The organism is Pedobacter sp. HDW13, assembly GCF_011303555.1.
GTDB lineage: Bacteria > Bacteroidota > Bacteroidia > Sphingobacteriales > Sphingobacteriaceae > Pedobacter.
On the sequence record NZ_CP049868.1, the window covers coordinates 570,540 to 586,110 of the forward strand.

At 41.0% G+C, this 15,571-nt stretch carries 17 protein-coding genes; 10 read left to right on the plus strand and 7 right to left on the minus strand.

Translation table 11 applies throughout. The features are described from left to right. Positions 1–34: 34 nt before the first annotated feature. Positions 35–832, plus strand: coding sequence for an alpha/beta hydrolase (locus G7074_RS02435; RefSeq protein ID WP_124560089.1), 798 nt, complete (start codon positions 35–37; stop codon positions 830–832). Positions 833–1,120: 288 nt separating this feature from the next. On the opposite strand, the gene G7074_RS02440 is transcribed toward G7074_RS02435, so the two are convergent. Together G7074_RS02440 and G7074_RS02445 are read right to left on the minus strand one after the other, a co-directional pair. Next, complete coding sequence (locus G7074_RS02440) at positions 1,121–2,704, minus strand: Na+/H+ antiporter (protein ID WP_124560090.1); 1,584 nt, start codon at positions 2,702–2,704, stop codon at positions 1,121–1,123. A 108-nt stretch (positions 2,705–2,812) separates the two neighbouring features. Then, on the minus strand, positions 2,813–4,228 hold the full coding sequence (locus tag G7074_RS02445) for a PLP-dependent aminotransferase family protein (RefSeq protein ID WP_166206606.1): 1,416 nt from the start codon (positions 4,226–4,228) through the stop codon (positions 2,813–2,815). A gap of 91 nt (positions 4,229–4,319) precedes the next feature. On the opposite strand from G7074_RS02445, the gene G7074_RS02450 reads away from it, so the two are divergent. The 6 genes from G7074_RS02450 to G7074_RS02475 all read left to right on the plus strand — a co-directional run bounded on the left by G7074_RS02450 (position 4,320) and on the right by G7074_RS02475 (position 8,477). Next, a complete protein-coding gene (locus G7074_RS02450) occupies positions 4,320–5,210 on the plus strand; it encodes a DMT family transporter (RefSeq protein ID WP_124560092.1) in 891 nt (296 codons plus the stop codon). 27 nt (positions 5,211–5,237) lie between these two features. After that, on the plus strand, positions 5,238–5,864 hold the full coding sequence (locus G7074_RS02455; RefSeq protein ID WP_124560093.1) for an FMN-binding negative transcriptional regulator: 627 nt from the start codon (positions 5,238–5,240) through the stop codon (positions 5,862–5,864). A gap of 1 nt (position 5,865) precedes the next feature. Continuing rightward, entirely contained in the window at positions 5,866–6,402 is a 537-nt protein-coding gene (locus tag G7074_RS02460) for a GNAT family N-acetyltransferase (protein WP_124560094.1), read from the plus strand. Between the two features lie 56 nt (positions 6,403–6,458). Then, positions 6,459–6,725, plus strand: a complete 267-nt coding sequence (locus G7074_RS02465) for a hypothetical protein (protein ID WP_124560095.1) — start codon at positions 6,459–6,461, stop codon at positions 6,723–6,725. Positions 6,726–6,999: 274 nt separating this feature from the next. Continuing rightward, entirely contained in the window at positions 7,000–7,590 is a 591-nt protein-coding gene (locus G7074_RS02470; protein ID WP_124560096.1) for a DUF4833 domain-containing protein, read from the plus strand. A gap of 71 nt (positions 7,591–7,661) precedes the next feature. After that, entirely contained in the window at positions 7,662–8,477 is an 816-nt protein-coding gene (locus G7074_RS02475; protein WP_166206609.1) for a PHB depolymerase family esterase, read from the plus strand. A 19-nt stretch (positions 8,478–8,496) separates the two neighbouring features. Here G7074_RS02475 and G7074_RS02480 read toward each other — a convergent pair whose 3' ends face one another. From G7074_RS02480 to G7074_RS02500, 5 genes are all read right to left on the minus strand, one after another. Continuing rightward, positions 8,497–8,781: a hypothetical protein gene (locus G7074_RS02480; RefSeq protein ID WP_124560098.1), complete on the minus strand. Its 285-nt coding sequence runs from the start codon at positions 8,779–8,781 to the stop codon at positions 8,497–8,499. A gap of 88 nt (positions 8,782–8,869) precedes the next feature. Then, positions 8,870–9,055 (minus strand): hypothetical protein, encoded by a 186-nt coding sequence (locus tag G7074_RS02485; protein ID WP_124560099.1) that lies wholly within the window; start codon positions 9,053–9,055, stop codon positions 8,870–8,872. Between the two features lie 110 nt (positions 9,056–9,165). Continuing rightward, positions 9,166–10,395: an AraC family transcriptional regulator gene (locus G7074_RS02490; protein ID WP_158674041.1), complete on the minus strand. Its 1,230-nt coding sequence runs from the start codon at positions 10,393–10,395 to the stop codon at positions 9,166–9,168. Positions 10,396–10,509: 114 nt separating this feature from the next. Then, positions 10,510–11,328 (minus strand): endonuclease/exonuclease/phosphatase family protein, encoded by an 819-nt coding sequence (locus G7074_RS02495; protein WP_166206612.1) that lies wholly within the window; start codon positions 11,326–11,328, stop codon positions 10,510–10,512. A gap of 141 nt (positions 11,329–11,469) precedes the next feature. Then, positions 11,470–11,937 carry an Lrp/AsnC family transcriptional regulator gene (locus G7074_RS02500; RefSeq protein WP_124560101.1) on the minus strand — a complete coding sequence of 156 codons (468 nt, stop codon included), beginning with the start codon at positions 11,935–11,937 and terminating at the stop codon, positions 11,470–11,472. 192 nt (positions 11,938–12,129) lie between these two features. On the opposite strand from G7074_RS02500, the gene G7074_RS02505 reads away from it, so the two are divergent. From G7074_RS02505 to G7074_RS02515, 3 genes are all read left to right on the plus strand, one after another. Then, positions 12,130–13,188: a PLP-dependent cysteine synthase family protein gene (locus G7074_RS02505; RefSeq protein WP_166206615.1), complete on the plus strand. Its 1,059-nt coding sequence runs from the start codon at positions 12,130–12,132 to the stop codon at positions 13,186–13,188. Between the two features lie 67 nt (positions 13,189–13,255). Continuing rightward, a complete protein-coding gene (locus G7074_RS02510; protein WP_166206618.1) occupies positions 13,256–13,705 on the plus strand; it encodes a protein-disulfide reductase DsbD domain-containing protein in 450 nt (149 codons plus the stop codon). 10 nt (positions 13,706–13,715) lie between these two features. Then, positions 13,716–15,359, plus strand: a complete 1,644-nt coding sequence (locus G7074_RS02515; RefSeq protein ID WP_166206622.1) for a protein-disulfide reductase DsbD — start codon at positions 13,716–13,718, stop codon at positions 15,357–15,359. Positions 15,360–15,571: the final 212 nt, after the last annotated feature.

The window sequence follows — 15,571 nt, forward strand, 5'->3', positions numbered from 1 at the left end:
ACACAATTAGTAAAACCCTATAATTTTAAACAAAATGAAAACAAGAATAAAAGGACAATTGAGTGCATTTTTCATGTTCGCCATCCTATTTTTAGCTGCTTTATTGTCAACTGCTGATGTAGCTGCACAAACCAAAGCCCCAATTAAAAATGTTGTGTTGGTACATGGTGCCTTTGCCGATGGTTCGGGATGGAGATCCTTATACGAAGTACTAACCAAAAAAGGCTACAATGTAACCATTGTACAAAACCCATTAACTTCGCTTGAAGATGATGTAGCTGCTACCAATGTAGTGCTTGATAAACAGGATGGTCCGACCATCCTTGTGGGGCATTCGTGGGGTGGCACGGTAATTACCCAGGCCGGCAACCATTCCAAAGTAGTTGGTTTGGTTTATGTGGCCGCTTTCCAGCCCGACCAAGGCGAATCGGCACTACAATGGTTACAAACAGCGCCCCCAGCATCCGAAAATGGTGTATTAAACCCTGACGATAAAGGTATAGTTTACTACGACAAAGCAAAATTCCACGCTGGTTTCTGTGCCGATATCAGTAAGGAAGAGGCCGAATTTATGTATGCTTCGCAAGGTGCTTTTTATGCCAAAGGTTTTGTAACACCCATTACCAAAGCTGCCTGGAGAGATAAACCTGCTTATGCAGTAATTGCAACTGAAGATAAAAGTATCAACCCTGATATCCAACGCGTTATGTATAAACGCTCCAATAGCAAAGCTACCGAAGTCAAAGGTAGTCACGTAGTTTTTATGTCGCAACCTAAAGCAGTTGCTGATGTGATTATTGCGGCATCGAAAGAAATTGCGGTTAAAAATTAAGTAAAAAATTCACAGGTCTATCAGGTGGGTGGAGACCCCCACCTCTAGCGTTGCTATTGTGCGATGTATCCACCGCCCAATTGATATTTTATAGAAATTAAAACAGTTTCTAAGTAAAGTATTTTTTCAAAAGAGGTGGTATCATAATTATAGAATTGTCATCCTGAGCCTGTCGAAGGACTATCAAAACACATCTGAGGCGTTTCGACAAGCTCAACGTGACAAACTAATAAACAACCTAAATTATGATACCGCCTCTTTGCTATTTATAAAACGTTCTAAATTGATTTACAAAAGCCTTACCCGCTCTTCTTCTAAATCGATCTGGTAAATATGCAACCTGATAATCTCATCATGCACCTCAGCATCGTTACGGTTTAGGTCTGATAAAAATAACCGTTGTCCTTCCAGCAACTCCAAATAAGCCAGCTTAGTGCTTTCACTCATTTTAACCTGCTCAGGATTGTTTATTTTATGTTCCCATTGCGCTATCATCCGTTGCAAATGTACATCTTCCTCAGCCATTCCCTCTTGTCTGGCTTTTAGCAGCCTAACCGTTTCGGAAATCAATTGTTTTTTAACCCGGTGTTTTGCTTCCTCATCCTCCATTTCGGCTGCCTGATCAAAAATATGAGACCGCTCAATAATGTAGGGCAGGGTAAGTCCCTGAATCAATAATGTAAGGAGGATAACCGTAAAGGTGATGAATAATATGAGGTTGCGGTGAGGAAAGGCTTCGCCGCTTTTAAGTGTCAGTGGAATAGCCAGTGCCGCTGCCAGCGATACCACACCACGCATACCTGTCCAACCTAACAATAGCGGTAAACGCCACATCCTGCGCCTGTTGTTTCTTAAAGGTGCTACACTCGGTCTGAATATAATGGTTGCTGCCATGGCACAATAAGAACTAATAATCCGGGCTACAATCAGTATACCGGTTACCGCAACCCCATAAATAATGGCCTGTGTTAAAGGAATACCATCGGCACGAAGCCCAGCTATTACTTCCGGGAGCTCGAGGCCAATGAGCATAAATACTATTCCGTTCAGCACAAAAATCATAGCTTCCCAAACGCTGTAGCCCCTTACCCTACTGGCACTGGTTAAAAAAGTAAGTCTCCTTACTGATAAGAATAAACCACCCGTTACCACTGCCAGTACGCCAGAGCTGTGCACCTGTTCAGCTATCCAATACAAAAAATAGGGTTCAATAAAGGTAAAAACAATGTCGGATGAGGTATCGGTAGGTAAACGTTTATGCGCCTGTATAAACAGCCAGCCAAACAAAAGCCCGATGCCAATTCCACCTACAATCATCCAGGAAAAACTAAGTAGGGCATCCTGAAGGATAAACTGGCCGGTACCAACTGCAACCAATGCAAATCTGAAAATAATTAAAGAAGAGGCATCGTTAAGCAAACTTTCGCCTTCTAGCACTGCAGCAGTTGATTTAGGTATTTTTACAAATTTCATGATGGCCCCTGTACTTACCGCATCAGGCGGAGATACGATTCCGCCAAGTAAAAAGCCCAGCGCTAAGGTAAAGCCTGGGATCAGGTAATTGGTAAGCACGGCAACTGCAAGCGCAGAAAACAATACCACTAAAAATGCAAAACTGCCAATAATGCGCCACCATTTTTTCATCTCTTTAAATGAAATACTCCACGAGGCTTCGAATAAAAGTGGTGGTAAAAAAATAAAGAAAATCATGTTTGGATCTACCTGAACTTTAGGCAGCCCAGGCACAAAACTAATGAGTAAACCTGCAACCACTAACAATACCGGGTAGGCGATACGCAATTTGGTAGCCAGCATTTCGATAAGTACTATTGCGGCAACCAGGGCCAGCATAAAGGGTAATTGTTCGTGCATATATTACTGTTTTCTTTTAAAAATAGTAAAAAACAAATATATCAATCAGCGAAATTTGCGTTATCAATGGGAAACCAACATAATTCTTTCCTAGAATATGGTTAAAGATCACGAAATCATTTTGGCCAGATTACCCAATTGTTTCAGTTTAAACTTCAGCTCATTAGACCAGGGTAAACCTATGCAAAGCCTGATACAGTTTTCAAATTGATCCTGCAAGGTAAACATGCGGCCGGGGGCAATACTAATCTGCTTTTTAATAGCCAGATCGTAGAGTTTCACGGTATCTACCTTTTTATCAAATTCAACCCAAAGCGCCAGTCCGCCTTGTGGCCTGCTGGTTTTTGTTCCTTCGGGAAAATAATCGGCAATGGCCTGAACATAATTTTGATAATTCTGCTGTAAGGTACGCCGGAGTTGATGCAAATGCACATCGTAACGACCTGTTTTAAGGAAATTACCCACAGCTTCCTGAATAATTGATGGCGACGACAGCGAATGCACCAATTTTAACCTGAGCAATTTATCCTTGTATTTACCGGGAGCCATCCAGCCTACTCGATAGCCTGGCGCCAGGGTTTTAGAAAAAGCACTACACATCAGCACATTGCCTTCGGTATCAAATGCCTTGCAGCATTTTGGCCGCTGTGTGCCGAAATAAATATCGCCATATATATCGTCTTCAATTAGCGGAATATTTCTTTCAGCCAACAGTTTAACCACTTCCCTTTTATGCTCGTCGGGCATGCAACTCCCCATTGGCGTATTAAAATTGGGTACCAGCAGGCAGATGTTAATTTTAGGCAATACTTTCTTTAATGCCTCTACCTCAATACCGGTAACCGGATGCGTTGGCAGTTCGAGTACTTTAAACCCCAAACTAATTACCAGTTGAAATATGCCCGGATAACAAGGGCTTTCTACGGCAACCGTATCGCCGGCTTTGCCTAAGGCCATAAGGCAAAAAGATAAGGCATTCATGCCTCCGTTAGTGGTAATGATATCATCTTCGTTCAAATTACCGCCCCAGGCCAACGAGCGTACCGCAATCATCCTCCTGAGTTTAACATTACCCTGCAATGGTTCGTATTCGGTGCCACCTTCTTTTAAGGCGCGCGTAGCGTACAAAACTTCCTTTTTTAGTTTAGCCAGAGGCAACAGGTTACCCGAAGGCACCCCGATAGAAAAGAGGGTAAGGTCAGCACGGCCAATATTTGAATAGACTTTGGTAATCAATTCGTTCGGTTCGTTGAGGTTGGCTTTTAGCGATGGACTACTTACCTCTGGGAGTGGTAACCTCAGGTAATCGAGCTTATTAACAAAAAAGCCCGATTGCGGCTTCACCTCAATTAACGATTGTGCTTCGAGCTCTAAAAATACCCTTTTGGCTGTATTCATGCCTATACTGTACTCCTGGCATAACATCCGCACGGATGGCAGCCGATCGCCGGCCTTTAAAATCCCACTTCTGATCTGTGTAGCAATACCATTCGCAATTTCATTGTACCTAAAAAGCTTTTCCATAATAAAAACAACTGTACCCATGCAAATATACAAAACTGATACTGTATTTATTAATACCGGCTTTGCACTTTTGTGTATCAATTTTTAGGAAATGAAAGACAACAGTATAACACTATCTAAAGAAAACGTTTCGAAGGGTTGGATTAACGGCTTTATTGGTGTGCTTATTTTTAGTGGTTCTATGCCAGCAACCCGAATGGCAGTAATAGATCTCAATCCGGTATTTGTAACCGTTGCACGTGCCTCAATTGCGGGGTTACTCGCGCTTACGGTACTTATTCTCTTTAAAGAAAAACGCCCGGCAAAGGCTTTGTATTTCCCCATTGCCATTGTTGCCTTAGGTGCAGTTATTGGTTTTCCATTGTTAAGTGCCCTCGCTTTGCAGCACATTACATCGGCACATTCGCTGGTATTTTTAGGCTTGCTACCCATTGTAACGGCTTCATTCGCAGTGTTACGTGGTGGTGAACGCCCTCGCCCGGTATTTTGGTTGTTTTCTGTTATGGGGAGTTTGCTCGTTATTGGCTATGCCATTTATCAGGGCCTTACTGCCTCTCCCCTTGGCGATATGCTGATGCTGGCAGGCATTGTACTTTGTGGGCTTGGCTATGCCGAAGGTGCCCGACTTTCGAAAACCCTGGGCGGCTGGCAAGTAATATCGTGGGCTCTGGTTATTTCGCTTCCCATCATGCTACCACTGATGCTCATTTACCAACCAAGTTCATTTTCAACCGTAAGTACAGGTGCCTGGCTTAGTTTGGCTTATATTGCCTTATTCAGTATGTTTATTGGCTTTATATTCTGGTACCGTGGTTTGGCGCAGGGAGGTATTGCCTCGGTTGGTCAGTTGCAGTTGCTTCAGCCCTTTTTCGGCTTAGGTCTTGCAGCTACCCTGCTGCACGAAAATGTAAGTTTAGGGATGCTGGCGGTTACAGTGGGTGTAATTCTCTGCGTGGCCGGCTCCAAAAAGTTTGCTAAATAACATTCATCCTTCAATAAAAGAAAAAACATGTTTGTACCCAATGGTTATCAATTTGAAAGCGAAGCAGAAAAAATTGCGTTTATGCAGCGTTATAGCTTTGCTACCATCATTACCAACAATGATCAGCAAATTCCCTTAGCTACTCAATTGCCCTTTGTAATTGATCAGCATTCGGGTAAACTGATATTAAGTGCACATTTTAGCATTGCCAACGAGCAGGCCAAATACATTGAGCAGCACACCTCCTTAATTATATTTACCGAGCCACACGCTTATATCTCCCCTACGCACTACACTAAGCACGAAAGTGTGCCCACCTGGGATTATATCGCTGTACATGCTTATGGAAAGGCAAGCCTGATTACAGATGAGGCCTTAAAACTAAAGGCATTGGAGCAGATGATCAATTTTTACGAGAAAGGTTATTTAGCACAATGGAATAGTCTTACCGATACCTTTAAAAGCAGAATGATAAAAGGAATTGTGGCTTTTGAACTGGAGGTAACCGACCTGCAGGGGCAGAAAAAATTAAGCCAGAACAAATCGCAGGCTGAGCGCGAAAGTATTATTGCACATCTCGAAAAAAGCAACAATACAGTAGAACACGATTTGGCCGGATATATACAAAAAACCTTAAACGATAAAGCGAAATAAAATGCAGATATTAAACAGTACAGCAAACGATATTGACCAGATTTTCGGGCTTTATAAAGTGGCCACCGATTTTCAAAAATCGAAGTTTATTGTGCAATGGCCTCAATTTGAACGAGCCCTGATTGAAAAAGAAATTGTCGAACTAAGGCAATGGAAACTGATTATAGATGGCCAGGTGGCCTGTGTTTGGGCTACCACTTTTGCCGATCCTCAAATATGGGAAGGTAAAAACGACGATCCTGCCGTTTATATTCATCGCATTGCCACCAATCCTGATTTCAGGGGACAAAATCTTGTTACCACAATTGTAACCTGGGCAAAAGCATATGCAAAAGAAAACGGAAAAAGATTTGTACGACTGGATACGGTAGGCGAAAACCAGGGATTAATTAAACACTACCAAAAATCGGGTTTTAATTATCTGGGGCTTTTTAATTTAAAAAATACCGATCAGTTACCCGCACATTACCACAATGCAGCCGTAACCTTGTTCGAATTGAGTATAGATGAACCTGAATTTCTAGATAAGCAGGTATAACAATCATTTAACATGCAACTTAACCTGGGGTAATACTAGCCGCTTATTATTACCCCATGGTTCGCATCAGTTTTTCTAAATTAAGCTTTGATGAATTCACCAATTGTCCGCTGGATAAACTGGAGGAAGAAATCCTGCGTTATTCGATCCGCATGAAACTACAGAACAGCCCTCAAACACCCGAAGAACGTGAAAGCTACCGCGCTGAAATAGACCGTTTAACTGTTTTAAAATACATCAGTCAGCTAAGAAAGGGTAAAATTACTATAGAAGATTTTAACCTGAAAGTAGCACTTAACAAGGGTTTGCATAACCAGTTATAGTCAAATTAGCTGACGTTTAGATCGATCAGCTACCTCAAATGGGTAAAACCAGCCTCTCCAGAATGCTAAAAAAATAGACGATAATGATTCATCGTATAAAAAAAATGTTACGTTTGTAAAATAACTACTAAAACTACCTATTTTATATACTAATATTTTAAAACCATGTGTTGCTGCTGTAAATCATAATTAACTTTATCTATCTACTGGCTAAGCTAACAGATAGCACCTAAGCAGGCCAAAACAGAAACCACTACTTTAATAAAACCAGCAGATGCAGAAAGTAACCAACCGACATACAAACCAAACCGCATTAAAAATTTTAAGCATAACCTTTGCACTCATCATAATTTACACCAATTCTATTTGGTCGCAAAATGCCAACCCTTCTCCGCTTAACTTCCCTACGCCAAAAAACATCGATAACATGTTGTTTTATTTGCAGCGCGATCCGAATACCAATACCCTGATTTATAGCCTAAACCTCGAAAAAGATGGAGAGATTAACCGCTCGCAACCTGTTTCTGTGTATTGGCTACGTTATGCCGAGAAAGGAGAAAAGAGAGATCTTGGCTACATACAACGTAAATTTGCCTACGGTATATTGGCTAAAGAGTTAAGCAAAGATCGCTTCGAACTTCGTTTTGTATCGCACAAAAAATTGCCTTTTTATTTGTTGCGATCGGCCACCGACCAAAAATATTATGTATCGGTAACTTTAAATGATAAAAAAATTAAAATTAACCGTCTTTTCATCAGAATTGAAGGAGGGTCTTTTTGGCTACCAAACGTAAAATATGCTTCGATTGAGGGAACTGAACTAACCACAGGCAAAGCCATTACCGAAAGAATCCCTGTAAAATAAATCATTTGGAAATAAATACGGATTAATACTTTTTACATTAAACCAAAATCCCCCGCGGCGGTCAAAAAATAATGAGAAACAAATCCGCAATCTGGTTTCTGGGTAAATGCTTTCTACCTGGTTTATTAATGTTCTGGGCAGTCTTTTCAAAAGCGCAAGAGCCACTTGTTAAAATTATGAAATGGACGGTTGGCGATACCGTTAGGGAAGCCATGGTTTACCTGCCCGTAAATGCAAAAACCAAAGATAGCCCGGTAATTTTTGTTTTTCATGGTCATGGCGGCACAATGGGCAATATGTTCAGGAGCCGCAGCTTTGAAAAGCTTTGGCCAGAGGCCATTGTTGTTTGCCCGCAGGGACTTAACACACCCGGCCAGTTAACCGATCCCAATGGCCGTTTACCGGGATGGCAAAAAGCTCCTGGCGATATGGGCGACCGGGATTTGCACTTTTTTGATGCGATGTTAAAAACACTCAGAGAAGATTACTGGGTCGACAACAAACGTATTTATGCTACCGGGCATTCTAACGGTGGTGGATTTACTTACCTTCTCTGGGCTACACGTGGAGATATATTTGCAGCTTTCGCCCCTTCGTCCGCAGTAGCCGCAAAGGTTGCAAATCTGCTAAAACCCAAGCCCGCCATGCATATTATGGGCGAACAGGATTACCTGGTAAAACCCACCTGGCAAAGGGCCATGTACAATAAAATATTGCAGGTAAATAGCTGTAGTGATAAAGGTCAGCCTTACGATCAGTATGCAACTTTATATCCTTCAGACACACAAACACCTGTGGTTTTGTATATCCATCCGGGAGGTCACGTTTATCCTGTAGAAGCCAATAAAGTTGTTATCAAATTCTTCAAAAGCATAAAAAAACCTTAAACAGGCCAGCTACTCAAAACTAACTTGCCTGTAAAATTTCCTTCCGCCTTAACAAAAAAATAAATGCTTCGATACGATTGAAGACCGCATTAAATTTTTCATTATTTTCTGGCAGGTACAATTTCTCGTAACTAATGTGGTTTGCTGTAAGCGAAATCGTCATAAACAGCTCGTTGTCTTGATCGAGCTTGTAACGGATTTTTTGATATTCCAGCACCGGCACGATGTTCAGCGTTCTCAACAACTTGTCCAGCTGTTTTATCGCATCCAGAATATCAAGATTAGGAGTTAAAAGTAAGGGCATAGTGATTTAGATTATTTGGTACACTGGTTCATTAGTCTATGGTTGATGGTTCATAGCCCAACTGAAAACTGCTAACTGCAAACTGAAATTATTGTCCTTCGTGATAGATTTCGGCACCAGCTTCCTGCTGAAAAATGGCACCACTCGAAATTGTTTCTACAGCCGTTAGTACCGTTAGTGATTTGGCATCGTGATCAATAAAATTCACCAGTTCGTTAAATTTCCTTGCCGCAAGGGTAAAAATCATTACTGATCTACTTTCTCTTTTTTTCATAGCATCTTCAATTTTGCGCAGCCTTATTTTTGTTTTAGGTATGCAAGGCAAATTTGGCCAAAACCTTATTTTTTAATGGTAATTGGCCCTCATGAAGATGTATCGATTTCTTAAACCGTTACATTTTGTGGTTTTTTGTCGTCCTTTAAAGCAGAAAGGTAGACTGATGGCGTAGTGTGCATCACTTTTTTAAAGGCATTAAAAAAAGTATTGCGCGAAGAGAAACCTGCATCCAGGGCAATGGCTTCGAGGGTGAGTTGTTTCCAATCGCCCTGATCCAACCTGGTTTTAATATATTCAATGCGCAGATTATTGATGTAGGTACTGAAATTAAGTTTGTAATGGTTATTGAAAAGTTCGGAGAGTTTATGGTTCTGAATTTCCAAAGCCGAAGCCAGTTCGCTCAGGTTAAGTCCGGGTCGCCTGAAAAGTTCTTTTTCCTTAATGGCATGTGCTACTTGCTCAGCGAGGTTGGTATCTACCATTTTTGGTTTTGCTTTCTCCTCTGCCAAAGGCAAGGCATCTGTTTGAATATTTTGGCTGTCTGCAACTGCTTTTTTAGTAAAACCGTAAATCAGTTCGGGATTTAAAAAAAACATAAAACTCAATACCAGCAGACAAAAACATAAGAATATAACAACAGAACCTTCGTGCAAAATAGACCAGATATTACTCCTGTTTTGTAAAATGGAGACATTTATAACCAGCATACCGGCAAAAATTACGAAGCACACCGCACTAAAAAAATAGATCCACTTAATTGTTTGCTTGTTTTGTTTCTGCTGCTTTGAAGCGCGATAAGCCAGCCGTATCTGTAAAATGGTATAAATAAGGGCCGAAATAGGAAAAACATACCAGTGCCAGGGCTCTACAATATATTCGCTATCCGAAAATGCAAACTCCACATCGGCCACAACCCTGCTCACCACTTCGTGCTGTGCAGCATAACTCAACATATTATACGGAATAATCGAAATTACTGCTGGAATGGCAATGAGAAAATGGAGCAGGTGCGATGGTCTAAAAACCGCATACTCCTTATTCAATGAACCCCTGAAATAAAGGAACAAACAAGGCGCAATAGTATAATAAAAAGGCAATCCTTTATTAAACAGGTAAGGATAGTCTTTAATCAGCCCTGAATTGGTTAAGAGATAAATAAGCCCGTACCAGGCTATGCCTGCAATGGCCAGTGAGAGCAAAAAATTGAGGTAAAACTTATCACGCCCATACAGCAGTAATTTTACGATAACTACCGAAAGAATAAAAATTGCACCGATAACGGTGAGGAAAATGGGATGCAAAGGTTTAATTTTAGTAAGCGAGTCAAAATTAAGCATAATTAACATGCTTTTTGCAGAAAAGGTATTCTCGCAGGGATTTGGCAAAAAAGCCTGTTAAAGAGGTACCGGTAACTTAATCTGATGACGAAAAGTTATCGGTACCTGCCTAATTTAATCCTTTAAATCAATTACCGACAGAATGGGTAAGTGATCGGATGCGTATCTTTCTTTTACCACTTCATGGTAAATTACATTAAATGGATTTCCTTTTTTAAAGGCAATGTGATCGATAGTTGTTTTAGGGTTAATTACCGGAATGGTAAAACCACAATTGCCGCAGCTACGGGTAAATGCCGCATCGAATAATTTAATGGTTTCCGAACCGGGTTCCGCATTCAAATCGCCGGCAATGAGCAATGGCAGGGTTTCGGCCGCAGTTAGCTTCACAATTTCTTTCACCTGCATTATCCTATTTTCTTCAGCGCGTTCGGCATCTAAATGGGTAGAAGCAAAGCGGATAAATTTCCCATTTGCTATTTCTACCGTAGCAATGGCAAACACACGCTGCTCAGCCCGGGCACTATTGTTTTTAGGCAGTTTATAAGTTTTCTGTGCTGAAAGTGGAAACCTGGAAAGGATAGCAACCCCGTAATCTCCCCCATCATGGTCGATGGCCTTCGCAAAATAGAAATTCATTTTCAGTTTTTGGGCAAGCAAAACAGCCTGGTTAATATTACCCGAGCGTTTGGTATTTACATCTACTTCCTGCAAGGCAACCAAATCAGGATGCTGAAGTGAAATGGCTTTGGCAATGGCATTTACATCAATGGTTCCCTCTTTTTCTTTTGTAGGTGGGTTACAGTGATGAATATTATAACTCATTACCCTTAAACGGTTTGTACTTTTTGCTGCAGAACCTGCACCAATTTTAGGAGAACAGCCGCTAAAAAGCAAAGCAACAATTAGAAATGGCAGATATAAGTTTTTCATAGCCCCAAAATACAAAGTTTCTGCATTAGTAAATAATCAAAAAACAATAACCAATTAACAAATCAGTTCTCAGTTGGCAGTTTTCAGTTCTCAGTTGTGCTATTTACTATTGATATAAACCATCAACTATTTACCAATGAACTATAACGGATATGCAGTTTCGCTTTTAGGCTCTGACAATACGAAATAGCTCTGCACAGTGGTAATATTGGGTAGGGTTGCCAGTTTGTGCCTTAAAAACTCATGATAGGCATCCATATCTTTTGTGGCGATGCGGAGGATAAAATCATGCGCACCAGTCATTTGTAAACATTCCATTACTTCGCCAAATTTCGATACTTCCGTTTCAAATTCGACCAGGGTTTTGGCGGTATGCTCTTTGAGCAAAACATGCGAAAAGGCAATCAGGTTCCTGTTAATTTTCTTCCGGTCGAGAATGGCCACTACCCTTTTAATGTAGCCTTGCTCCTTTAACCTTCTTATCCTTTCGTGAATGGTTGCAATAGATTTATGCAGCATAAGCGATACCTCTTTATTCGTTAAAGAGGCGTCGCGCTGCAGTAATTTCAATATTTCTACATCAACCTGATCTAAATCTCCGTGTATCATAAACTATTCTGAATCGAAAAAAAACACAATGCAGCTTTGAAAAAGCATTCAAAACCGAAATAAAAATTAAAAACACACCAAAAAAGCAGAAAATTTACGTAAAAAACAACATGTATTGACAAAAAAGAACACAATACTGAATTTTACCGAAATTATAATCGATTGCTTAAACAATTATAAAAGGTTTAAAATATGCCTACAACAACGCTAATAACAAACGAAATGACTTCAGCTTTGAATGCGAAATTTGAACATTTATCGCTTTTGGTTGGCAATACGCCCATGTTAGAGCTAACCTATAGCCTTAATGGCAAAACAGGTAAAATTTATGTAAAGTGCGAACATTACAACCTAACGGGTAGCATTAAAGACAGGATGGCGCTTTATACATTAAAGAAAGCCTATGCTGAAGGTAAAATTAAACCCGGCGATAAAATTGTTGAAGCAACCAGTGGCAATACCGGAATCGCATTTGCCGCAATTGGTAAAGCCTTAGGCCATCCGGTTACGATTATTATGCCCAACTGGCTAAGCAAAGAGCGCATGGACATTATCAAAAGCCTGGGTGCAGAGATTGTTTTGGTTAGCAAAGAAGAAGGCGGCTTTATTGGCAGCATTAAACTGGCCGAATACATGGCGGCAAACAACCCCAATGTATTTTTGCCTAAACAATTCGAAAATATAGCCAACCCGGAAGCACACGAATATACCACAGGTAAAGAAATCTGGGAACAACTGCAGCTGAAAAGCCTGTGTCCCGATGCCTTTGTAGCCGGCGTAGGTACAGGTGGCACCATTATGGGCGTTGGAAATTTCCTAAAAAAGCAAAAAAACACTGTAAAAATCCACCCGCTTGAGCCTGCAGAATCGCCAACCTTAACTACAGGATATAAAGTGGGCAGTCATAGGATTCAGGGGATTTCTGATGAATTTATACCTGAAATTGTTAAGCTCAACCAGCTAGATGAAATCGTACAGGTAAACGATGGCGATGCCATATTGATGGCCCAAAAACTTGCCCAAAAACTTGGTCTTGCCGTAGGTATCTCATCGGGTGCAAATGTAATCGGAGCCATTAAAAAACAGCAGGAAATGGGCGCAGATAGCTGTGTGGTAACCATTTTTTCGGATAGCAATAAAAAATATTTAAGCACCGATTTAATGCGCGAAGAACCGGTTAAAGCAGGTTACATCACCCCAGACGTAGAATTTCTCGATTATCAGGCTTTTAGCAGATTAAACGGTCAGTAAGCCCTGTCTAATCATTCCGCATTCAAATCAACAACCCTAAATCAATATTAAACCAATAAACAACCAAATGAAAAAAATCACCCTATTATGCTGTTTCGTTTGCTTAATCAGCTTAAGCAGTTACAGCCAGATTTTAAAACCGGTAACCTGGAGCTACGCAGCTAAAAAAACAAGCCCAACTACAGCTACCGTATTTATCAAAGCAACAGTCGAAAGTGGCTGGCACTTGTACTCGCAATTTGTTAAAGATGGTGGTCCGGTTAAAACCACTTTTACCTTTCCTGTTGCAAAAGATTTCACTTTAGTAGGCAAAACCATCGAACCAAAGGCTGTTACCAAGTATGAAGCAACTTTTAAAATGGACGTAAGCTATTTTGAAAACTCGGTAGTTTTTCAACAAAAAATTAAGCTGAAAGGCAAAAATGCTGTAGTAAAAGGTAGCGTAGAGTTTATGGTATGCGACGATAAACAATGCCTGCCACCAGAGCAAGTAGATTTCAGTATCCCTGTAAAATAAATAATAGCAGATGATATCCTTTAAAAAAATCTGTCTCGGATTGCTGTTTTTCTGTGCTGTATCCTTAACCGGATATGCACAGGACAGCACCAGTACCGACGACCTGACTTTTACCGAAATTAAACCGGAAACAACCGATACAACTGTTAAAGCAGCTGAAACGATTAACAAAGTAGCCGATAGCACTACAACAGATTCAAAAAAGCTTGCCCCACAGCCCGAGGCACAGAAAACCCTTTGGGGTATTTTTATTGCAGGTTTTGTTGGCGGTTTAGCGGCTTTGCTTATGCCTTGCATCTTCCCTATGCTTCCATTAACAGTAAGCTTTTTTACCAAGGGATCGGAAAAGGGAAAAGCTTTTGGACGGGCAGCACTCTATGGCTTCTTCATTATTCTGATTTACGTAGTACTGGGCCTTTTGGTTACCGTAATTTTTGGTGCTGATGCATTAAATAACCTTTCTACAAATGGCATCTTTAATTTCTTTTTCTTTTTGCTCCTGGTTGTTTTCGCAGCTTCGTTTTTAGGTGCTTTCGAAATTACATTACCATCGAGCTGGGTAAATAAAATGGATGCCAATTCGGATAAAGGTGGCATAGCCGGACTGTTTTTTATGGCTGGCACCCTGGCTCTGGTATCTTTCTCGTGTACCGGTCCAATTATTGGTACTTTATTGGTACAGGCTGCAACAACGGGTGCATTATTAGGTCCTGCAATTGGCATGTTTGGCTTTTCACTTGCGCTGGCTATTCCTTTTGCATTATTTGCCTTATTTCCATCTGCTATGCAAAAGCTACCCAAATCAGGCGGCTGGTTAAACAGTGTAAAAGTAGTTTTGGGCTTCCTTGAACTGGCCTTTGCCCTAAAGTTTTTAAGTAATGTAGATTTAGCCTACCATTGGGAATGGTTTGACCGCGAAATATTCCTGGCCTTGTGGATCGTTATTTTCGGTATGATGGGCATTTACCTTTTGGGCAAACTTAAATTTTCGCACGATAGCCCTTTAAATTCCATCTCGGTACCACGGCTTTTCCTGGCTACCATTGTACTGGCCTTTACTGTTTATTTAATCCCGGGTATGTGGGGTGCGCCATTGCGTAGTGTTTCGGCCTTTTTGCCGCCACAGGAAACCCAGGATTTCGATTTATACACCTCAGGTTTACTTACCGGAAAGTCAACCACAAACGATGGCCCGCATAAATATGCCGATAAATTTCATGCCCCGTTAAAACTGAATGCCTACTTCGATTATGAGGAAGGTTTGGCACAAGCTAAAAAACAAAACAAGCCTGTATTAATCGATTTTACCGGACATGCCTGCGTAAACTGCAGAAAAATGGAAGCCAATGTTTGGCCTGACCGCGATATTTTAAAAATGATCAGTGAAGATTACATCCTGATCCAGTTATATGTAGACGATAAATCGGAGCTGGCCCCTGCTGATGTAGTGACAACCCCTGAAGGAAAAAAACTAAATACCATCGGCAAAAAATGGAGCGATTTGCAGGCCAGAAAATTCCAGTCTAATTCGCAGCCATTTTATGTACTGCTCGATCCTAAAACTGAGGCCCTACTGGCACATCCACAGGGAGCAGATTACGAAATAGCCAATTATAAAAAATTTCTCGAAAGCGGCTTAAACGCTTTTAAATAGCAAACCGGTGGTAGAAGTTAGGAGCTACCAGCGTGATTTTAATTTTAGTTAATGATAGTAAGGGCAGTACTGGATAGTATGCCCTTATTTTTTTCAATCCTTATCCACTCAGTTCCCTTGCCCTCTCCACTTTAGCCACCAAGCTGTTGCCGCTTGCAGGACGGGACAGGACAGATTAGCCAAATAAAAGCGCTACCCTCGTATAACCAAGT